Below are 21,857 nucleotides of genomic sequence, written 5' to 3'. Positions count from 1 at the left end.
GTCGCGTTGCGCCGATCGGGCGGCGCTTGATTTCATAGGCGCCGAACATGCTGTGCCGAGCACCTTCCATCACTGGTACCTTCTCAGGCACTTTTCGTCACAACTTAAAACATTTTCTTATTTGACTAAGCTGCGACAAGTACTAACCTATTGACACTTATTTTCTAAGTGGCCTAGGGATTGATACATGGCATTTGACGATACATTTCGTTTGAGTTCTCATGCTGTGATACTTAACGAAAACAATGAAGTGCTTCTATTAAAAGCAAACTACGGAAGTTTCTCGTGGGGGCTACCCGGCGGAGCCTTAGAAGTTGGGGAGACTATTCATGAAGCATTAGTCAGGGAGTGTCTTGAAGAACTAAGTCAGCCAATCACCGCTGCAACACTGACTGGTGTATATTACCACAAGCAATATAACTCACAGGCTTTTATCTTTCGTTGCAGTATAAATGAAATTTCAAAAATAACGTTGAGCAGTGAGCATTCAGAGTACAATTTTTTCCCCATAGCTTCTCTGAGTGAAATCCAAGGTATTCGTGTCAATGACTGTTTGAACTTTTCTGGAGTCGTTACCAGCAGGAAGTTCTGAGCAAGAATTTTAATTATCCCAGCTTTCCATAGTATTCACCGAGCAATCCTACCCCCGCTTAACGGCCCTTCATCTGCCCGCCAGAGCCGCGCCAAACAATTCCATACCTATCGCTCTTGACTTTGCTACTCGCAAGTTGACCTCTCCCATGTATTGAATGCTTCTATTGCAGGCCGTATGAGGCATGCGCGCGTAATAAACTGCTCAGTTGAGCCTCGCATCTATTAGTTTGTACTAAATGTTTCCGCAGCTGCAATCCTTCATGTATCGCCAAGCGAGCACATGAGATACAAATCATGGGGAATCAATAACGCGTTGATATTACACAGAATAATCCATGCCTTGAAAATCACCTGCATCACTAGTTGAAATTTCCTACGGTAACTTACCGTATTTCTCATCGCGATTTGTTTTAGGATCAGTATCGCAAGCTACTACTCAGATAAAACCTACGACACGATCACCGAAGGCAGCGATGAAGAAATATAATGACATGGATTTTATAGGCACAAGGTGGAGCAATTCCACGCAGTCCCCATACAAGACACGAAATGCAAGCAGGTGGCTAACGAAGCGCTCGAAAATCTTATCAATTGGAAGCTGCTTTGCAGTTAACTTCGCACGCTGGATCTCTTTGCATAATATCTCTACTACAGCTCCCGAGTGGGGCCTTCATTACAATACAAGAACTATACTTAATGAGCTGTCGCTTTGTACGAACGGATTACAGAGAAACATTACTTGGGCGGTCCAATCAGCCGATGGCAGGGTCCGTTTTCATGACGCAAAGAGACATCCCATCAATAAAGACTCCGAATTTGAGCTATCAGAGGAGCAGCTCAAATTAGAGACTCATGGGAAAAACGCAATAAAAAACTCTACTGCCTTCATCATCACCGTTGGTCTCAGCGAGATTTGGGAGCAGAGGATTGGAGATGAGTGGCATTACTTAAATCGAGCGCCCCTGCGAAATATCATTTCTGACAAGCCACTCATCTTTCGCCACCGCTTTCAGACTGTAAGTGAAATTAAATCTGACCTTCTTGAAATAATAAATACTATTCATTCCGCACACCACGGAGCAGTACCAATAATTTTTACAGTATCTCCAATACCGTTAAAAACTAGCGGTGTCCCTTACGACCCTCGGATTGCGAATGTCAGGTCCAAATCAAATCTGGTTGCTGCAATTCATGAATTATTTGATGAACACCCAGAGCTAGAAAGCGTTTCATATTTCCCTGCCTTTGAGATGTTTTTTCAATCCTCAAGCCTACCAACGGCATGGCAGCATGACGGACGGCATGTTACAGCAGAGAAAATAGACTCCGTCTGTAGGATGTTCATCTCAATCTATGCGAAAAATAAAGAACAATTCAACAAGAATATCAATTTTATAGTGCCGGAGGTTTGAGGTGAACAGTGCAACTCTTACGCCATTAAATTACGATCTGAATCTGATACCTACGATTCATATATCACCCTCGAAAAACTCAACGCTTCCGTTATTAGCAGCCTCCATACTGATCGAAGGAGTCACCCTTCTAGAAATTGATGATGATCATATTGAAGATATTAAAACCATGATTATAATCCTGTCCAAGCTAGGTGCTCACTGCATCCAAGAAAAAGATCGATTAATCATTGATGCACGTGGTCCTATTTACTCCGAAGCTTGTTTTAAAGAATGCTCGGATACGCGATACAGCTTATTACTGCTTGGTATATTGAGCTCACGGACTGGAAGTGCCAAAGTTTCGGTCCCTGGTGGCTGCGACCTGAACCGTCCTTTCGATTATCATGTCGAGTGCCTAACCAAGCTCGGAAACACAGTAAGCTATAACGATGACGAAATATCATGCACCAAAACTGCTGAGCCGATAAAAACACTACAGTTACCGTACCCATCTGTTGGCACCACACTTCAAGCACTATTTTCTTGTGCCGGCAGTATAAACTCAACAATAACCATCCAGAATGCGGCTCTGGAGCCAGAAATTGATGATGTCATAGCCTTTCTCAATAAGGCCGGCACAAAAATTTTGCGAAACGGTAGTGACTTGATTGTAGTGCCCGTGAGCAATCAAACACTACAAGGAATCAAGCACAAACCCATTTATGATCGAATCGAGGCTAGCTCATATGCTTTTGCATCGATGGCCGTTAGAAAGCTGGTGCTGCTTAAAAACTGCCCAACTCAGTTCATGAGTGAACCACTTCAAATACTTGATAATTTGAAGTGCGCTTACTTTCTATTAGGCGCAGGTGACATCCTGATCGATGGCAGAGTATTTGACGAAAATCAGCCCCTCGAAATCACAGCGCGCCCTTATCCAGGTTTTCCCACAGACCTGCAACCTATCTTAGCCGCTCTGTGCTGCACGCTTAGTTCAAAAAATATAATTCGAGACATGGTTATGCCATGCCGGACAAATTATGTCGATGAACTCAGGAAAATGGGGGCAGAGATTTCCTGCTTGGAAAATACAATTTCGATAAACGGGTTCAAAAAGAAAGCCAATCAAATATCGATAAACGTATCTGCTCCAGATCTGCGAGGTGGAATGGCAATTGTTCTGTTAGCTATCTCCAGCGGATGTCATATTAATATAACCGCCTTTAATCAAATATTGCGTGGCTACTCAAGAATAATAAGCAACGCCCAAATACTTGGGGGGCAGATAACTTATGATGATGCCAAAAAAATCTGACCTAACGGAATTTAATTCTTACTGTATTAATTCAAGCGCAGAGTGTACGTACTCTCCAACCAATTTGAGTGAACTGAAATCCGCAGTAGCACATAGCGAGGGCACAAATAGAATAATACTTGGAGGTGGTAGCAATGTAATCCTCAGCAAGTCCAACTATGATTGCGATACTTCATTTTTGCTAATGCAGCGGATGCCCAAAAAAATCACTTGGGAAGACAATTTGTGCACAGTAAGTAATTCAGTTCGACTACAGACACTCGTCCAAGAATCAATTGACAGAGATCTGATAGGCCTCGAAAGACTGATAGGAATACCTGGCACAATCGGCGGAGCTATTTACATGAATGCCGGAGCTTTCGACTGTGATATTCATCAATCGTTAGTAGAAGTAACAACTATCAATATTGAAAATGCCTTAATCACCACTTATAACAAGGGCGAGCTAAAGAACTCTTATCGAACCAGCATTTTTCAGGGTAGCAGAGAAATTATCATACAAGCAAAATTCAAGTTTATCCGAAGTGCACATGGCCAAGCCGTCGCTGTGTCAGCGAAAGCCATTCTCAATAAGCGCAGTATGACAATACCCTATATTTTACCGAACGCCGGAAGCGTGTTCAAAAGACCTAACCATGAGCTTAGGGTGGGTGAAATGATCGAGGCGTTAGGGATGAAAGGGTTTCGGATTGGGGGGGCTATGATATCCGAACTTCACGGCGGCTTTATTGTAAATATTTGCCAAGCAACCGGAGGCGACGTGATAGCACTAGCCCAATATATAAAAGACGCGGTTTTCAAAAAATACAATGCAACACTAAATCTAGAACAAATCATAATATGAAACTCTATTTCCTTGAGAATATCACAAGTAAGATCAAGTCAATTCTCGGATCTCCTAGCCTAGGCGTTAAAGCTGTGATATTTAACAACAAACAGCAAGTTCTTCTGATACAGCATACTTATCGTGTTGGCTGGCATTTGCCAGGAGGAGGAATAATTGCAGGAGAAACACCGCGTGGGGCCGTCTGCAGAGAAGTACTAGAGGAAACAGGCCTTACAATTTCCAATCCTTTACTCACATCCGTACTCTTGAATAAATGGAGGTATCAGCATGACTATGTCTTACTTTACAAGGTAACTGATTTTTTAGGTTTCCCAGAAATTCAAGATCATCATGAGATAGAAAACATTGGGTGGTTCAACTTGAACAGGCTACCAGATGGGATCACATCAAGCACTAGAAGTCGAATATCCGAAATTCTTAATGGAGACAACCAAAATGATCACTGGTAACAATTTAAAAGTCACTTGCCTGCAAAAGCTAAACAGCACATGCCAAGAGTGGGTGCCTGACATAGTCTTCTCCTTCATTGATCCCGGCACTCGATTGACAGAGTACTTAGAGTATCAACCGGCTAAACATTTTATTTATGAGCTCTACGATCAAGAGCAAAGCGCAAATCTTGAGCACATGGCATCAACCGTAAAAAGATATATGCGAGACATCAGCTCACTAGAAACCCGAGTTGGTACAAAATTACTGTTTCACTGCCACGCGGGCGTAAGCCGAAGTACCGCATTCGTTTATATTTACTTGTATTATCATGGGTCTAACGCCTTCTCGCAGCTATTGCAGTTAACAAACAAGCCCTGGCCAAACTATAAAATATGCGAAATCACTGAAGAGCTTTACTTTTGCGCTGGGGATCTTACCTCAGACCTCCAGCATTACAGGCAACAGCACAAAAATCGCTTGCGAGCTTACAGGCGCCTTAATCTTGCCAGAGGTTTAACTTCACCAGTAAAAAGATAAATCAGGATTTCTATATGAAAGACTACAGACTTGCAACTGGATTAAATGATAAAAATCGTCTGCAAATATTGAGTGAAATCTACAACCCCTCAAGCTTGGTTTTCTTGAGAAAACACGTATTTGACACTCAGGCGCCAGCATCAATGCTGGAGATAGGGTGTGGCCATGGACATATGACTTGCATCTTGGCTAAAGCCTTGAGTCCACACGGGGGGGGAATCATGGGTAGAGATATATCCGAGAGTCAGCTTGAAATTGCAAGGGAGGCTGCAAGAAAAAATAATCTTAGCAATATCAGCTTTGAGTGCAGTGATATCAGTGATAAAACTGAAGTCCCTGGGGGCTTTGATTGCACCTACAGTCGTTTCCTCCTCATGCATTTGCATAACAGAGTAGAAGCCTTGAGATCTATAAGCGAATCATTATCGGAGAGTGGGGTCTCAATATTTGAAGAGCCTTGCCTAAGTAGTCAGTTTTGCCACCCCTACTTTCCGGAGTTTTATGAGGCGAATGCCTTAACAATTAAGCTTGGCGAAAAACTGAACCTCAATTACAACAGTCCCGTGTCACTGCTGGAAGAAATCTCACAATTTTATCACGTAGAGGCCATTAACGTTTCGCAGCCTGTATTGGCCACAAGCGAACACAAAATGATAATCTATGAATCATTTAAGCAAGTTTCAAAAGATTTACTAAGTCATGCCCTCTGCAGCGAGGCAGATGCACATCGAATAGCTGAGGCGCTTTATGATTTTTCTTACTCTCCCAGTGGTTTTGCAGCCGGACTGAGAGTGCTACAGATCAAGGCGCGGCTGAAATAGAAAATCAACTTGAGCAGCTATCAGTTGAGTACTAGTTTACTGCGATATGACCGCATGGCTCGATACTGCGGCGAACAGACAAGGCGGTCGCGTAGATAGGCACAGGCGCTAGTGGCCCGAAACAAAATGTGAGAGCGGGTTTACCCGCGAAGAATCCACCGCGGTGCTTGGCACCGGCTTCGCCGGTGTTCGCGGGTGAATCCGCTCCAGGGTTATATGTTCTCCCTACAAACCGGAATCAGAACACGTTCAGCGGGTAGTCGACGATCACCCGCACTTCGTCGTTGTCGCTGTTGCTGTCGATCGACGCATAACCCTGGCTGCCACGGTGGGTGGCGTAGCGCACCAGTACCGACAGGTCCTTCAGGTCACCCTCCTGGAACACGTACTTCACGTCCAGGTCACGTTCCCAGTGCATGGCGTTCTTGCCATCTTCACGGTAGTAGTCGTAGTGGCTGGTGTCCTGCGTGGCTTTGGTCAGGTCGGCTTCACCGCGCGAGTACGACAGCGAGGTGGTCAGGCCAGGCACGCCGACACCGGCGAAGTCATAGTCGTACTGCAGCTTCCACGAGCGCTCGTTCGGCGCGTTGAAGTCCGAGTACATGCGCGAGTTGTCCAGGTACACGCTGTCGCCCAGGTTGATGTAGTCGAACGGCGTGTTGCCATTGACTCGCTGGTAGGCGGCGGTGACGCTGTGGAAGCCTGCGTTGACGGTGAAGTGCACGCTGTAGGTGTTGTTGTCGATCTTGCCCAGCTGGGCCTGGCCGGTGTCCTGGGTGTGGTAGAAGTGCACGCCCGGGTTCAGGCTGACCAGGTCGTTGACCACGTAGGTGTAGTCGAAGTCAGCGTAGTACTGGTTCCAGATGTCCTTCAGCTCGGCGGCGTAAAGGTTGGTGGTGATGTTCTCGGTACCGCTCCACGACGCGCCGGCCCAGTTCAGGTGCTTGCTCTTGTCGTGCTCGTCCAGCGACCCATAGTAGGTGTCGATGCGGCGGTGCCCGCTCTGGTTGTATGGGTGGGTGAAGCTCACCTGGCCGCCTTCGAGCAGCAGGCCGTCGATGCTGGTGTTGGTCAGGCTCACACCACGGAAGGTCTGCGGCAGCATGCGGGTTTCGCCGCCAGCGATCACCGGGTTGGTGAGGAACAGGTCACCGGCTTTCAGCTCGGTGTCGAACGCCTTGAGCTTGATTGCAGCGCCAGCAGTGGAGAACGAGTGCGGGGCAGCGCCCAGCTCACCGTCGTCCTTTATGTGCTCGGGCAGGATGCTGGTGCCGGCATGGCCGCCACCGCCGTCCAGCTTGAGGCCGAGCATGGCATGTGCATCCAGGCCAAAGCCGATCACGCCAGGGGTGTAGCCCGATTCGAAGCGTGCAACTGCGCCCTGGCCCCACTCGCGGGTGTCACGCACGCCGGCGTTGTGGTTGTCGCGGTTGAAGTAGGCATTACGGAAATGCAGGTTGAAGGACGAGCCTTCGATGAAGCCATCAGCCTTGTCTTCATCTGCCTGGGCGGCGAAAGGGATCGTTGCAGTCAACGCAATGAACAGCGGGGTAAAACGGAACGCGGAAGGCACCGGTACTAGCTCCTTTGGTCTGACGGTGGGGCAGTTTTTATTTTTGAATGTGCGTCTTTTTTATAGGTAGACGTTACAGCGTGGCTGAGAGTTAAAGCACATAAAAAAAGCCGCTGATCGGCAGCGGCTTTAAAAGGCTAACATATCGGCACCGGTGGTGCCCAATGCGTAGCCAAGGGAAATCGGGAGCAGTGACAGCGCTTGATCAGCTGTCGGCGTTGGCATCGACAGAAACTTTGGAAGCTGTCTGTTTTGCGTCTTTGGCGGCGTCAGCCTTGTTTGCAGCTACCGCCTCGCGGGCGTCTTGATGGACGGCGGCGAGCTCTGCATTACGGGTGACGAAAGCGCTGGATTCTTCGGCCATGGCCAGGGGCGACAACAACAGGGAAGACAGAACGAAGACGCTGGCAATACCCATACTGTTGGACATTTGAAACTACCTTCTTGCGGGGCAAGTGCTAATGAGGACAGGGGTAAAGTTAGTCCTTTCAGTACACTTGAAACAGAGCGAAGTGCGATAAGCACTGTTGCGCAAAAGGTAACGATCCAAAGAAAAGCAATAGTACTTTCGCCGCTAAACCCCGCACTAGACGCGTTACGCGTTCTTTGTGGGAGCGGGCGAGCCCGCGAAGCAGGCAGCGCGGTGTATGGCACGGGCTCCGCCCGTGTTCGCGGGCTTGCCCGCTCCCACAGGGGGGGGCGCGTCGACAGTCAGGTATGGATCGGCAGTTGGATACCAAAGGTATTGAGCCCGGCCCCACTGCGCACAAACACCTCCCCCCCATGCATCAGTGCAATCGCCTTGACGATGGCCAACCCCAACCCATGGTTGCCGCCACCGCTGTTGCTGCGCGCCGCATCCACGCGGTAGAAGCGCTCGAACAGCAACGGCAGGTGTTCATTGTCAATCGCCGGCCCCGGGTTGCTCACAGCGATGCTGACCTGCTCGGGCCCGGCATCGATCTGCACCTGGATCACCTGATGCGGCGCGGTGTGCTGCACGGCGTTGTTCAGCAGGTTGATCAGCGCCCGGCGCAGCTGGGCCTTTTCGATGGGCGCCTGGGCGTCGCCGATCACGCTCACGCTGACCTGGGCGTCTTCGAGGATGTAGTCCAGGTAGTCGAGGGTGGTTGCCACTTCCTCGGCCAGGGAGGCCTGGGTCAGGGCGGTGGCCTTGCTGCCTTGGTCGGCGCTGGCCAGGAACAGCATGTCGTTGATGATGCTGCGCAGGCGCTCCAGCTCTTCCAGGTTCGATTGCAGTACTTCGAAGTAATGCTCGGCACTGCGGCCGCGGGTCAGCGCTACCTGGGTCTGGCCGATCAGGTTGGTCAGCGGCGAGCGCAGCTCATGGGCGACGTCGGCGTTGAAGGCTTCCAGCCGTGAGTAGGCCTGGCTGACACGGTCGAGCGCGGCGTTGAAGGCGCCCGCGAACTGTGCCAGCTCCGGCGCCAGGGCATGGGTTTGCAAACGCCCGTCCAGGCGTGGAGGGGCCAAGGCCTGGGCCTCGTTGGACAACGCCAGCAGCGGGCGAAGGCCAATGCGCGCCACCCAGTAGCCCAGTATTGAAGCCAACAGCACGCCAAGCACCGCCAGCCCGACAATCGCCACCAGCAGGCTGTGCTGGGCCTGCCAGAAGGTTTCGGTGTCGATGCCGATCAAAAAACGCATCGCCGGCCGCTCGCCCAGCGCTGGCAGCTCACTGACCAGTACCTTGTACGGGTAGGGCTGGTCGGGCAGGTACAGGTCGCGCATACCCTGCTGGCCTTCGGCGAAGGCACGTACCAGCTCGCTGGGGTGGCCGTATTCGTAGGCCGGGTTGCTGCTGACCACCCAGAAGCGGATGCGCTTGTCTTCTTCGCTGAGCAGGTTGAGCTTGTTGTTGATCTTGGTCCAGTGATCTGGCGTGCCGAAGCGGTTGAGGGTGGATTCGAGCACGCTGAAGCGCGCGTCCAGCTCCGCTTGCGGCAGCAGGTCGAGGCTGCGGTCGACCTGGCGATACAGCGCCCAGCCGATCAGCAGGAATACACCCAGCGCCACCAGAATGAACAGCGCCGACAGACGCAGGGCGATGGAATTACCCCGCACGGTTTTCCAGGACATAGCCCATGCCTCGGATGGTGTGCAGCAGCTTGTTGTCGAAGGGCCCGTCGAGCTTGGCGCGCAGGCGTTTGATCGCCACTTCCACGACGTTGGCGTCGCTGTCGAAGTTGATATCCCAGACCAGCTCGGCAATCGCCGTCTTCGACAGGATTTCACCCTGCCGACGGGCCAGTACGCTAAGCAGCGAGAACTCTTTGGCAGTCAGGTCCAGACGCTGGCCGGCGCGGGTGGCCTTGCGCGCCATCAGGTCGATCCACAAGTCTGCCACCTGCACTTGCAACGGTTCATGGCTGCTGCTGCGGCGGGTGAGGGCTTGCAGCCGGGCGACCAGTTCGAGGAACGAAAACGGCTTGCCCAGGTAGTCGTCGGCGCCTTCACGCAGGCCATGAATGCGGTCTTCGACCCGCTCACGGGCGGTCAGCATGATCACCGGCGTCTGCTTACGCGCGCGCAAGGCGCGCAGCACGCCATAGCCGTCCAGGCCAGGCAGCATCACATCCAGCACGATTACCGCGTAGTCGCCCTCCAGGGCCAGGTGCAGGCCATCGATGCCGTCCCGTGCCAGGTCCACGGTAAAGCCCTGTTCGCTCAGGCCGCGATGCAGGTAGTCGGCGGTTTTTTCTTCGTCTTCGATGATCAGCACACGCATGGTCTTGTCCTAGCTGGCACTTGGCGCTGCCGCAGGGGCAGCCTGGCGGCGGTGGAACAGGCGCTCCAGGGCCAAGTATATGACCGGGGTGGTAAACAGCGTCAGGGCCTGGCTCACCAGCAGGCCGCCCACCACCGCAATGCCCAGTGGCTGGCGCAGCTCGGCGCCGGTGCCAAAGCCGAACATCAGCGGCACTGCGCCCAGCAATGCGGCCAGGGTAGTCATGATGATCGGGCGGAAGCGCACCAGGCAGGCCTGGCGTATCGCCTGCTCGGGCGTCATGCCGTGATGGCGCTGGGCTTCGAGCGCGAAGTCGATAAGCAGGATACCGTTCTTCTTGACGATGCCGATCAGCAGTACCACGCCGATCAGGCCCATGATGCTGAAGTCCTGCCCGCTGGCCCACAGCAGGATGATCGCGCCCAGGCCGGCGGAGGGCAGGGTGGAGATGATGGTCAGCGGGTGGACGAAGCTCTCGTAGAGCACGCCGAGGATGATGTAAACCGCCACCAGCGCGGCGAGGATCAGGTAGGGCTGGCTCGACAGCGAGCTCTGGAACGCCTGAGCGGCGCCCTGGAAGTTGCCGGTGATCGAGTCGGGCATGCCCAGCTCGCGCTGCGCACGCTCCAGGATCTGCACCGCGTCGCCCAAGGCCACGCCGGGGGCCAGGTTGAACGACAGGTTGGCGGCCGGGAACAGGCCGTCATGGCTTATCGACAGCGGCCCGGTGCTTGGCGCGGCGACATGCGCCAGGGCTGACAGCGGCACCATCTCGTTGGTCAGGGGCGAGCGCAGGTAGAAGAAATTGAGGCTTTCAGCCTTGCCACGCTGTTGCGCGTCCAGTTCGAGGATGACCTTGTACTGGTTGGTCTCGGTCTGGAATTCGCTGATCTGGCGCTGGCCGAAGGCATCGTACAAGGCCTGGTCGACGTCGGTGGTGGTCAGGCCGAAACGCGCTGCGGCCTGGCGGTCGATATCGATGCGGGTGACGCTGGCGCCCAGTTGCAGGTCGTTGGACAGGTCGCGCAGCGCCGGGTTTTCCCGCAGGCGGTCGGTCAGGCGCTGGGTCCACAGGTTGAGCGCGACCCCGTCGTTGCTCTTGAGCACGTACTGGTACTGGGTGCGTGACGGGCCGGAGCTGAGGTTGATGTCCTGGCCGGCGCGCATGTACAGGACGATGCCCGGCACCTGCGCCAGTTTCGGGCGGAGCCGGTCGATCCATTCGCTGGCCGAGACGTCTCGCTCGCCGCGGGGCTTGAGCGAGATCCAGAAACGGCCGTTGGCGATGGTCTGGTTGCTGCCGGTCACCCCCACCGAGTGCGAATAGGCGCGCACTGCCGGGTCGTCACCGATGATCTTCGCCAGCGCCAGGTGCTTCTCGATCATCGACGGGTAGGACACATCCGCCGCTGCCTCGGTGGTGCCAAGGATGAAGCCGGTGTCCTGCAGCGGGAAGAAGCCTTTGGGGATGCCCACGTAGCCGGCCACGGCCAGCGCCAGGGTAATGCCGAACACCCCCAGGGTAATCCGCCGGTGGGCCAGCGCGCGGTCCAGGCCTTTTTCGTACCAACCCAGCAGGCGCTGGCCGAACCCGCCCTGGTGGTCGCCGGGTGGGCGGCGCATGAACAGCGCCGAAAGAGTGGGGGCCAAGGTCAGCGATACCACCACCGAAATCAGGATGGTCGCGGTGGCGGTCAGGGCGAACTCCTTGAACAGCCGGCCCACCACACCGCCCATGAACAGCAGTGGAATGAAGGCGGCGATCAGCGAGAAACTGATCGACACCACGGTGAAACCGATCTCGCCGGCGCCTTTGAGCGCCGCGGTGCGGCTATCGTCGCCGGCTTCCAGGTGGCGATGGATGTTTTCCACCACGACGATCGCGTCGTCGACCACGAAGCCGACGGCAATGACGATGGCCACCAGGGTCAGGTTGTTGAGGCTGAAACCGAACACGTACATCAGCGCGCAGGTGGCGATCAGCGAGACGCCGAGCACGCTGGAGACAATGAAGGTGGCCGACCACTGACGCAGGAACAGCGCCATTACTCCGATCACCAGCGCCACAGCGATCATCAGGGTCAGCTCGACCTCGTGCAGCGAGCTGCGGATGGTCTGGGTGCGGTCCTGCAGCACCGACACTTCAACCGAGGCCGGCAGCATTTCCTGCAAGCGCGGCAAGGCGTCGAGCACCCGGTCCACGGTGTCGACGATATTGGCCCCGGGCTGGCGGAAGATCACCAGGTTAAGCCCGGGCTGATTGCCCGACCAGGCCCTTACATACGCGTTCTCGGCACCGTTGATCACCTTGGCCACGTCCTTCAGGTGCACCGGGGCGCCATTGCGATAGCTGACGATCAGCTGGGCATAGTCTTCGGGGTGAAACAGCTGGTCGTTGGCGGCGATGGTCGACACGCTGTGCTCGCCGTACAGCGCGCCTTTGGCCAGATTCAAGCTGGTCTGCTGGATGGCCAGGCGCACGTCGGCCAGGGTCAGGCCGATGGCTGCAAGTTTCTCGGGTTGTGCCTGCACCCGTATGGCCGGGCGCAGTTGGCCGGTGATGTTGATCAGGCCGACCCCGTCGATCTGGCTGAGCTGGCGGGCCAGGAGGGTTTCGGCGTAGTCGCTGAGCTCGTTGCCGGGCATCTGTGCAGAGCTGACGGTGAGGATAACCACCGGGCTGTCGGCCGGGTTGACCTTGCGCCAGGTGGGCGGGCTGGGCAGGTCCTGGGGCAGGCGGGCGGTGGCGGTGTTGATTGCCGCCTGCACTTCCTGGGCGGCGGTGTCGATGTTCTTGTCGAGGGTGAACTGCAGGATCAGCGTGGTCGAGCCCAGCGCGCTGCTGCTGGTCATCTGGGTCATGCCGGGGATGGCGCTGAACTGCACCTCCAGCGGCGTGGCCACCGAAGAGGCCATGGTTTCCGGGCTGGCACCGGGCAGCTGGGCAGTGACCTGGATGGTCGGGAAATCGGCCTCGGGCAGCGGCGCCACGGGCAGCCGCGGGAAGGCGATGGCGCCCAGCAGCACCAGGGCGAAGGTCAGCAGCAGGGTGGCGATGGGGTGGTCGATGCACCAGGCCGAGACGCCATTGCGGGTGTTCATGGCTGGCTCCTGCGGTCGGCCATGTCGGCAGGCGCCGGGGCATCAGGGGTGATCTCGACCCTGGAACCGGGTTTGAGGCGCGACTGGCCGTCGAGCACCAGCTGGTCACCGGCCTTGACCCCGGCGACGATGTTCAGCGTGCTGTCCTGGTACAGCACCTTGACCGGCACGCTGGTGACCTTGTCGCCGTCGACGCGGTAGACGAAGTGGCCATCGATGCTGCGTTGCACCACGGGCGGCGGCACCACCAGGGCGTCTTCGTCCATCGCCGTGCGCAACCGTACGGTGACCAGTTGCCCCGGCCACAGCAGGCCGTCCTTGTTGTCGAACTCGGCCTTGACCCGCACCGTGCCGGTGTTGGCCGAAATCTGGTTGTCGATCAGCGCAAGGTGGCCTGCGCCCAGCAGGTTGCGCTCGCCATCGGCATCCATGTAGGCCTCGACCAGCGCAGGGGCTTGCGCCTTGAGCAGGCCTTGGAGGGTCGGCAGCATCTGTTGCGGCAGCGAGAACTCCACAGCGATCGGGTCGATCTGGGTCACGCTGAACAGCCCTTGGGTGTCGCTGGTGCGCACCAGGTTGCCGGGGTCGATATTGCGGATGCCGACGCGCCCGGTTACCGGTGAACGTATCTGTGTGTAGGAGAGTTGCACCTCGGCATTGGCGATGGCCGCCTGGTTGCCCTTGACCGTGGCCTGCAGCTGGTTGACCAGTGCTTGTTGCTGGTCGAGGGTTTGCTTGGACACGCCATCATCGCTGCTGAGCAGGCGGTAGCGCTTGAGGTCGACGCCGGCCACCTGGATCTGTGCCTGGCTTTGGCCGAGTTGTGCACGGGCCTGATCGAGGTTGGCGCGGATGCTGCGGTCGTCGAGGGTGGCGAGCAGGTCGCCTTGCTTGACCCATTGGCCTTCCTTGACCAGCACTTGGGTGAGTATGCCCTCCACTTGTGGCCGGACCTCTACGCTGTGCAGCGACAACACCGAGCCGATGGCGCTGGCATAGCGCGGCACGTCCTGCTGGGCGACGCTGACTACGCGTACCGGTATGGCGGTTTGCGCGCGAGTAGCCGGTGCGGGCTGGTGCTGGCTGAACCAGATGCCTGCTACCACCAGGGCCAGGAGCGCCAGGGCGGCGAGGAAGGCAGAGCGGGACGGACGTCGCATCGGTGCGGGCACCTTGGCCAGAAGGGAGGGAAACGGTTGTCTGTACTCAATCTTATAGCCCCCGAACCGGGTCGGCAGCGTGACGGCTGGCTGACAGCGCTGTCAGTTTCACCTGGTGGTATGCGACCGGGGACCAGTGTGGGAGCGGGCATGCCCGCGAAGAATACAACGCGGTGGATGGCACCGGCTGCGCCGGTGTTCGCGGGCACGCCCGCTCCCACAGTTACCGTGCATGAGTTTCTGCAGTCGCTCAGGCTAGAAGCCGATGAAGGCGTAGTACACCGGGGTTTCACTGGTAGTGCGCAAACCAAGCCCCTGCAAGCTGGCAACCAGCGCCTCATCCTGCACATGCAAGGTCCACTGCCCATCGTTATCCCACTGCTCCTGCGCCAGCGCTGTGGCGAACGCGCCCATGTCCGGCAGGTAGGCGGTAAAGCCATTGCCCTTGAGCGCACTGGTGGTCATGCCCAGCGCCTGGCACACCGCCACCTTGGCGGCAATGTCATCGCGGTCGGCCTGCCGCGAGGCTTGCACAAGCGCTTCCAGTTCCGCATCCACCAGTTGGGTGCCGTGTATCAGTTCCGGCCCCTGCTGCCAGGCCTCGGGCGGGCAGTCCTTGCTGGCCGGGCGCAGCGGAATGTGCGGGTTGATTTCAACCGGGTAGATGCGACAGACCAACGGGCGCTGGTCGTAGATGGTGCACAGGTCGTTGTCGTCGAGGTTGCGGCAACGCCCGGGGTTGAACGCGGCGATGGTCACCGACACGCGTGCCTCGCCGTGGCCGCAAGCCACTGGATACGAGCGGCGCAGCACATGATCGCGCTGCTCAGGCGGCATACCGGGGCCATCAGTCACGAAGGCCTCGATCAGCACTATCACCTGGCCGGCATCATCTGCCCACCGGCGGGCCTCGGCCAGCGTCAGGGGCACGTGGTGCCCGGTGCAGCACTTGCCGCAGCCGGTACAACCGAATCGCAAGCTGTCGGTCACTTGGCTTCCGGGCTCCACTCGCTGATGAAGGCACGCTGGTGCTGGCGGTCGTACAGGCACAGCTCGGTGCCGGTGCGTTGCTGCATGTGCTTCTGCGGGTAGACGCCTTCGACCAGCAGGGCGCTCATGCCGACCTGGTCATCGAACTCGGCGGGCTTGCCGCGGGCGTGGGCATCCTTGAACTGGCTGGCGGCCAGGCAGGCCTTGAGCATCTGTTGGCGCTGCTCGTTCCAGGCCTCGCTGCTGGAGGCCTGGGCGACACCGCTGAAGAGGGCGCAGGTGATCAGGATAGAGCTGAAAAACTTCATACGCGATTCCGGCAAGTTGCTTGCAAGGGGCGCGAATTATGCCCGACTCACCCCCGGCGGCAAGCCGGGGAGTTTGTCGCTTAATATATCAGTGCTCGGCAAACACCACGGTACGCGCGGCCACCACCAGACAATCGGTCAGCTCTGGCGAGGAGAACTTGGTGAGGATGGCGTTGGCCCCGGCCTGGGTCGCCTTCTCGCTGCTCATGGCGCTGTCCAGCGAGGTGTGCAGCAGCACGTACAGGTGCTGGAAGTCAGGGGTTTCGCGCAGGGTGCGGGTGAAGGCGTAGCCGTCCATTTCGCTCATTTCGATGTCGGAGACGATGATGTTGATCTCCTGCGCGGTGCCTTGCAGCTCCAGCAACACGTTGATGGCATCTTTGGCGCTGCGCGCGGTGTGGCATTCGATGCCCAGGTTGCGCAGGGTATGTACCGACTGCTGCAGGGCCACCTGGCTGTCGTCCACCACCAGGATGTTGGCGGCGGCCAGCAGGCTGGCGTCTTCTTCGCTCAAGGTGCCGTGAGGCGGTTCGGCCTGCGGTGGGGCGATTGAGTGGATGACTTTTTCGATGTCCAGCACCTGCACCAGGGTGTTGTCGACCCGCGTCACACCGGTGATGAACGAGCGGTTGCCCGAAGCAAAGGGCGGCGGTTTGATGTCGGTGCTCAGGCAATGCACGATGCGGCTGACCGCCTGCACATGCAGGCCTTGGCGCGAGCGGCTGATTTCAGTGACGATCAGGCAGCCGCCTTGCGGGTCTTCCAGGGGCCGCTCGCCGATGGCGCGTGACAGGTCGATGACCGACAGCGAATGGCCACGCAGGGTCGCCACACCTTTCACGTTGGGGTGCGATTCCGGCAGCTTGGTCAGCGGCGGGCAGGGGATGATTTCGCTGACCTTGAGCAGGTTGATTGCCATCAACTTGCCGCTGCGCAGGGTGAACAGCAGCAGGGACAACGAGTCCGCGCGGGCATTTTGCGTGGCCATGGTGACCTTCGGTGGGGAACAGGGGATAACCGGTTATCGGCCTGTTTTGGTCGGGCTTTAGGCATTTTGCACAGAACCCGGGGATGCTTGGGACCCTGTGGGAGCGGGCATGCCCGCGAAGCGTGCGACGCGGTGCATGGCACCGGCTTCGCCGGTGTTCGCGGGCATGCCCGCTCCCACGGGTGATGTGTGTAAACCCTGGATCAGCGTTCGCGCAGGGCCTCCTTGGCCCGGTTCAGCGGTTTGATCAGGTAATCGAGGATGGTCTTCTCGCCGGTGCGGATATCCACCGTGGCAATCATCCCCGGCACGATCGCAAAATGCTTGCCGGCCTTGTTCTGCAAGCTGTCCTGCTCGGTGCGGATGAACACCCGGTAGTAGTAGATTTCCGGTTTCACCTCATCCTGCAGGGTGTCCGGCGAGATCCCTACCACCTTGCCATCCAGCCCGCCATACACCGAATAGTCATAGGCACTGATCTTGACCTTGGCCGCCTGATCCGGGTGGATGAAGGCGATATCGCGTGGGGCGATGCGGGTTTCGATCAGCAGGCGTTCGTCCATCGGCACGATCTTCATCACCTGGCCACCGGGCTGCACCACGCCGCCCAGGGTATTGACCTCGATGTCCTTGACGATGCCGCGCACCGGTGAGCGCAAGGTCAGGCGGGTAAGCGAGTCACTTCGCCCACGGACCACTTCCGACAGGCTGTCGGCCTCGGCGCTGGCTTTGGCCAGCTCTTCCCGGGCACGCACAAGGTAGTCGGAGCGGGCTTCGTTGGCCTTGAGCTCCAGTTCTGAACGCTGGCGGTTCAGGCGAATCACTTCGACCCGGCTGGAGGCGCCCATCTTTGCAAGGTTCTCGGTAATCTTCAGCTCGCTGCGCACCAGTTGCAGCGAGTCCTGGATGCCAGCCAGGGTCTGCTCCAGCCCGCGGCGGCGGGTCTGGTACAGCGCGGTTTCCGCGTCTATCAGGTCGGGCGAGTCGCGCAGGCTTTCCGGGAAGGTCAGCGGCTTGCCCGTCACCTCTGCCTGCAGGCGGGCCTGGCTGGCCTTGGCAGCGCGGTACTTGGCTTCGCTCTCGCCGACACTGGAGGCGGTCTTGGTCGGGTCGAGCTGGGCCAGCACCTGGCCGCGCTCGACCAGGTCGCCTTCGGCCACGCTCATCTGCGCGACGATGCCGCCCTCGAACGACTGGATTACTTGCTCCCGCGAACTGGGGATCACCTTGCCGGTGCCGGTGGACACTTCGGTCACCTCGAACCAGGCGGCCCAGGCCAGGAATGCGGCCAGCATCAAGGCACAGATGGTGATGATGCGGCCGGCGCGGAACACCGCCTGGTCGTCCTGCCCATCCAGGTAGGAGGCCGGGAGTTCATGGTTGCTCATGCCTGGGCTCCTTGCAGTTTGGCCAGCGCAGCATCGCGGGTGTCATCGATGACGATGCGCCCGCCGTCCAGCACCAGGATGCGGTCGACCCGTTGCAGCACGCTCAGGCGGTGGGTGGCGATCACCAGGGTGCGGCCCTGGCAGAAGCGTTCGAGGTTATCCAGCAGCTTGCGCTCAGTCATGTCGTCCAGCGACGCAGTCGGCTCGTCCAGCAGCAACACTTGCGGCTGGCGCACCAGCAGGCGCGACAGTACCAGGGCCTGGCGCTGGCCGCCGGACAAGCCCAGGCCGCCTTCCAGGATCAGGTGGTCCATGCCCTTGGGCAGGCGGCGGACGAAGTCCAGCGCGCCCGTGGCAGCCAGCGCGGCCACCAGCTCCTGGTCACTGGCCTGGCCGGCGCCGAGGGTGAGGTTTTCCCGCAGGGTGCCGTGGAACAAGCGCGCGTACTGTGGTAGCAGGCCCACGTCACGGCGCAGGTCGGCAGGGTCGAGGTGGCCCATGGCGATGCCGTCCAGGCTGACCTCGCCTTGCACCAGGTCCATGGCCCCTCCCAGGGCTTGCAGCAGGGTCGACTTGCCGGCGCCGTTGCGCCCGAGCACGGCAATGCGCTCGCCCGGCTGGATATCCAGCTGACCGATGTTCAGTACTGGCGGGGACTCCTCGCTGTAGCGGAAGTTGGCCTGGCGCAGGCGGTACTCGCCTCGAATCGCCGGCAGGTGCACGCGGGCTTCGCCTTCGGGGTGGTCGACGGGGGACTGCATGAGCTTGTCCAGCCCTTGCAGGGCCACCTTGGCCTGCTGCCAGCGGGTCAGCACATGGGTCAGTTGCGCCAGTGGCGCCATCATCCGCGACGACAGCATCGACGCCGCCACCAGGCTACCGGTCGTAAGGTCGCCGGCGATCACCATCGGTGCACCGACCACGATGACCACGGCAAACACCGCGCCCTGCACGTTCTGGGTCCAGGTCACCAGGCCGTTGGTGAGGGTGCGCAGGCGCAGGTTGGTATGGGCGCAGGCGGCGTTGTACTGGTTCCACTGCCGCTCGAAGCGTGCTTCGGCCTGCAGTGCCTTGATCTCGTCCAGGCCCTGGATGCTTTCCACCAACATGGCATTGCGCAGCGCCGATTCACGCATCGAGGCATTGGCATACCTGGCCAGGCGCCGTTGTGCCAGCAGCCCGGGCAAGACCATGGCCAGCAATGCGACCAGCGGGATGATCACCAGCACGCCGCCGATCAGCCAGAACACGAACAGGAACAGCAGGAAGAACGGCAGGTCGGCCAGCGCCGTGGCGGTGCTGGAAGTGATCAGGTCGCGGATCGATTCCAGCTCGCGCAGCTGCGAGATGAACGAGCCGGTGGACTTCGGCCGTACCGAGTTGCGCAGGCGCAGGGCATGCCCGTAGACCAGGTCGCTCACCCGCAGGTCTGCGCGTTTGCCGAGCAGGTCGGTCACCTTCAGCCGCAGCAGGCGCATGCTGAAGTCGAACACCAGCGCCAGCACTACACCACCGAACAACACGTACAGGGTTGGCAGCGATTCGGCCGGGATCACCCGGTCGTACACCTGCATCGAGAACAGTACCCCCGCCAGGGCCAGGACGTTGGCCACCAGCGAGGCGACCATCACCTGCCCATAAGGGCGCAGGTCGCGCAGCACGATGCGGGCAAACCAGTGGCGGTCGTAGGGTGCGGTGTAGTCATCGGTGCGCACATCACGCAGCGGCCGTGCCGGGCGCAGCAGGGCCACGCGGTTGATGCGGCCCTTGAGGCTGTCACGGGGCAGGCGTGAGGTCAGGCCCTGGTCTCCAGCGAACACTACCGCCAGATCGTCCTCTTCGGTGACCGACTCGACCACCGCCAGCTGGCCATCATCCAGTTCCAGTACCAGCGGTGTACGCCACTGTCGCAAGCCCTTGGCGTCGAAGCGCACGAAGCGCAGGGCCAGGCCGGCCTGGCGCGCCATGTGGCGAAGAATTTCATCCAGCGGGCGGGCATCCTCGACGGCGGCCAGGCGAATACGCTGGGGCGACACGTCCAGGCGGTAGTGGTGCGCCACCTGCAGCATCACTTCCAGCCACGGCCCAAGGTCCGGTCGATGAGGCGCTTCGGCCGCGGGGGCAGTGGGTTGTTCAGGCAGGGTCACATTGATCGAATCGGTCATGGCTGGATCTCCACCCCTTGCAGGTTGCGCCCCTCAAGGCCAAAGGCCGTGCGCAGGGCGCCGGTGTTGTACAGGCAGTCGACATCCAGGCGCAGCAGGTCGGAGCGGGTGCCGGCGAGTTCGAAGCGTGACTGGTAGATCTCCTGCTCGGCGTTGAGCAGGTCGAGCAGGGGCCGCGTGCCCAGGTCCAGGTACTGGCGGCCGTAGAGCATACGTGCTTCCTGGATGCTGACCTGGCGCGCTTCCAGCGAAGTCAGCCTGCGGCCTAGCCCGGAGGTTTGTGCCATGGCCTCGGCCAGGCCACGACGGGCTTGCAGGCGGGCAGCGTCTTCGGCGGAGTCGGCGGCGGTCAGGGCGTGGCCGGCTGCGCGGCTGCGGGCACTGATGGCACCCCCTTGATAGATAGGTACCTCGACGTTCAGGTAGATGCCTGCCTGGGTGCGGTCCATGCGTGAGTTGTCGCGGTTATAGTCGTTGTCCAGGTAGTGGTTGACCTGCGGTTGCAACGACAGGGTCGGGTAGGCCTCGGCCTTGGCCTGGGCCAGCTCGGCCTGGCCCTGGGCGCGCTGGGCCAGGGCCATGAGCACGGCAGGCAGGCGGTCATCGCCTTGCGAGGGCCGCTTGCAGGCCTGGTTCAGCGCTGCTGGCGAATCCTCGGCCAGCGCCGGTGGGGTGATGCGCCCCATCAGTGCCGCCAGGGTCGAACGCCAGCGCTCGTACTGCGACTGATATTCCTCCAGCGTGGCGCGGGCGCTCTCCACCCGGGACTCGGCCTGCACCACGTCGGAGCGGGTGCTGGCGCCCATGTCGCTGCGTTGACGGGCCATGCCGGCAATGTCACCGACCCCGCGAATCTGGTCGCGGGCAATGGTCATCAGTTGCTCGTAGCGGCGGGTTTCGATCCAGGCATAAGCGGTGTCGCGGGCCAGGTCGTCTACCACCAGCAGGATATTGGCCTGGGCGCGCGCGGCAGCAGCCTGGGCCGCGCTGACGGCGCTGTCGACCTTGCCGAAGTCGTAGAGCATCTGCTTGAGCGACAGGTTCAGGGCCTGGCTGTTGCGGTCGCCGCCATAACCGGTGTCATAACCGGTGCGGATACCGCCGGAAATCTGCGGGTAATACCCGGCGCGGGCGACGTTGATGCCTTCGCCCTGCTTGTAGAGGTTGCCGATGGCCTCGGCGATGCTTGGGTGCCATTGAGCGGCCTGCAGCACCGCGTCCGTCAGCCCCAGCCGCTCGCCACTGGCGATCGGGGCCATGCCGGTGGCGGGGCGTGCGGGCACTGCTTCGGGCGCATCGCGTAACAGCGATGGCCCGATCTGGCGCAGTTGGGGGTCTATGTCATCGGCTGCCTGGGCAACCGGGTGGAAGTTCAGGGCCAGGAGCCCGAAGGCTCCCAGCAACAGCGGTGACAGCGGACTGCTTCGCTTCACATAGTTCCCTTACTGCTGGTCGTCCTTGCCGCCGGGCATTTGCCCGGCGGGTTTGCAGCGG

At 58.7% G+C, this 21,857-nt stretch carries 18 protein-coding genes; 6 read left to right on the top strand and 12 right to left on the bottom strand.

Annotated features, from left to right (window positions below; translation table 11 throughout):
* The first annotated feature begins 187 nt into the window (after positions 1-187).
* The 6 genes from ACN6NG_RS25060 (at position 188) to ACN6NG_RS25035 (ending at position 5,940) form a co-directional block, all read left to right on the top strand.
* Positions 188-592 carry an NUDIX hydrolase gene (locus ACN6NG_RS25060; protein WP_081237990.1) on the top strand — a complete coding sequence of 135 codons (405 nt, stop codon included), beginning with the start codon at positions 188-190 and terminating at the stop codon, positions 590-592.
* 475 nt (positions 593-1,067) lie between these two features.
* Entirely contained in the window at positions 1,068-2,006 is a 939-nt protein-coding gene (locus ACN6NG_RS25055; RefSeq protein ID WP_474316757.1) for a GSCFA domain-containing protein, read from the top strand.
* Between the two features lies 1 nt (position 2,007).
* Complete coding sequence (locus ACN6NG_RS25050) at positions 2,008-3,303, top strand: hypothetical protein (RefSeq protein ID WP_474316755.1); 1,296 nt, start codon at positions 2,008-2,010, stop codon at positions 3,301-3,303.
* Positions 3,281-4,147 carry a UDP-N-acetylmuramate dehydrogenase gene (gene murB / locus ACN6NG_RS25045; RefSeq protein WP_474316753.1) on the top strand — a complete coding sequence of 289 codons (867 nt, stop codon included), beginning with the start codon at positions 3,281-3,283 and terminating at the stop codon, positions 4,145-4,147. Before ACN6NG_RS25050 ends, murB begins: the two co-directional genes overlap by 23 nt.
* Positions 4,144-4,599 carry an NUDIX domain-containing protein gene (locus tag ACN6NG_RS25040; RefSeq protein ID WP_081237998.1) on the top strand — a complete coding sequence of 152 codons (456 nt, stop codon included), beginning with the start codon at positions 4,144-4,146 and terminating at the stop codon, positions 4,597-4,599. Before murB ends, ACN6NG_RS25040 begins: the two co-directional genes overlap by 4 nt.
* A gap of 534 nt (positions 4,600-5,133) precedes the next feature.
* Positions 5,134-5,940: a class I SAM-dependent methyltransferase gene (locus ACN6NG_RS25035; protein ID WP_081238000.1), complete on the top strand. Its 807-nt coding sequence runs from the start codon at positions 5,134-5,136 to the stop codon at positions 5,938-5,940.
* 238 nt (positions 5,941-6,178) lie between these two features.
* Here the strand turns inward: ACN6NG_RS25035 and ACN6NG_RS25030 are convergent, their stop codons facing one another.
* The 12 genes from ACN6NG_RS25030 to ACN6NG_RS24975 form a co-directional block, all read right to left on the bottom strand.
* A complete protein-coding gene (locus ACN6NG_RS25030) occupies positions 6,179-7,513 on the bottom strand; it encodes an OprD family porin (protein WP_063424902.1) in 1,335 nt (444 codons plus the stop codon).
* A 205-nt stretch (positions 7,514-7,718) separates the two neighbouring features.
* A complete protein-coding gene (locus tag ACN6NG_RS25025; RefSeq protein WP_049277257.1) occupies positions 7,719-7,943 on the bottom strand; it encodes a hypothetical protein in 225 nt (74 codons plus the stop codon).
* 281 nt (positions 7,944-8,224) lie between these two features.
* A complete protein-coding gene (locus ACN6NG_RS25020) occupies positions 8,225-9,613 on the bottom strand; it encodes a heavy metal sensor histidine kinase (RefSeq protein ID WP_474316749.1) in 1,389 nt (462 codons plus the stop codon).
* Positions 9,588-10,262, bottom strand: coding sequence for a heavy metal response regulator transcription factor (locus ACN6NG_RS25015; protein ID WP_012270545.1), 675 nt, complete (start codon positions 10,260-10,262; stop codon positions 9,588-9,590). The genes ACN6NG_RS25020 and ACN6NG_RS25015 overlap by 26 nt, the downstream gene beginning before the upstream one ends.
* 9 nt (positions 10,263-10,271) lie before the next feature.
* A complete protein-coding gene (locus ACN6NG_RS25010; protein WP_258655286.1) occupies positions 10,272-13,364 on the bottom strand; it encodes a multidrug efflux RND transporter permease subunit in 3,093 nt (1,030 codons plus the stop codon).
* Positions 13,361-14,524: an efflux RND transporter periplasmic adaptor subunit gene (locus tag ACN6NG_RS25005; protein WP_474316747.1), complete on the bottom strand. Its 1,164-nt coding sequence runs from the start codon at positions 14,522-14,524 to the stop codon at positions 13,361-13,363. Before ACN6NG_RS25005 ends, ACN6NG_RS25010 begins: the two co-directional genes overlap by 4 nt.
* Positions 14,525-14,779: 255 nt before the next feature.
* Positions 14,780-15,514: a YkgJ family cysteine cluster protein gene (locus ACN6NG_RS25000; protein ID WP_353456173.1), complete on the bottom strand. Its 735-nt coding sequence runs from the start codon at positions 15,512-15,514 to the stop codon at positions 14,780-14,782.
* Positions 15,511-15,822 carry a hypothetical protein gene (locus tag ACN6NG_RS24995; protein ID WP_063424908.1) on the bottom strand — a complete coding sequence of 104 codons (312 nt, stop codon included), beginning with the start codon at positions 15,820-15,822 and terminating at the stop codon, positions 15,511-15,513. The genes ACN6NG_RS25000 and ACN6NG_RS24995 overlap by 4 nt, the downstream gene beginning before the upstream one ends.
* Before the next feature lie 88 nt (positions 15,823-15,910).
* Positions 15,911-16,810, bottom strand: coding sequence for a chemotaxis protein (locus tag ACN6NG_RS24990; protein ID WP_063424909.1), 900 nt, complete (start codon positions 16,808-16,810; stop codon positions 15,911-15,913).
* Between the two features lie 203 nt (positions 16,811-17,013).
* Positions 17,014-18,198: an HlyD family type I secretion periplasmic adaptor subunit gene (locus ACN6NG_RS24985; protein ID WP_059396041.1), complete on the bottom strand. Its 1,185-nt coding sequence runs from the start codon at positions 18,196-18,198 to the stop codon at positions 17,014-17,016.
* On the bottom strand, positions 18,195-20,363 hold the full coding sequence (locus tag ACN6NG_RS24980) for a type I secretion system permease/ATPase (protein WP_474316741.1): 2,169 nt from the start codon (positions 20,361-20,363) through the stop codon (positions 18,195-18,197). The genes ACN6NG_RS24985 and ACN6NG_RS24980 overlap by 4 nt, the downstream gene beginning before the upstream one ends.
* Positions 20,360-21,796, bottom strand: coding sequence for a TolC family outer membrane protein (locus tag ACN6NG_RS24975; RefSeq protein ID WP_063424910.1), 1,437 nt, complete (start codon positions 21,794-21,796; stop codon positions 20,360-20,362). Before ACN6NG_RS24975 ends, ACN6NG_RS24980 begins: the two co-directional genes overlap by 4 nt.
* Between the last annotated feature and the right edge of the window lie 61 nt (positions 21,797-21,857).

Source organism: Pseudomonas sp. TSO6, from assembly GCF_056098905.1.
Note: the sequence above shows the minus strand (reverse complement) of the source record. Positions and strands in the feature narration are given on the sequence as shown.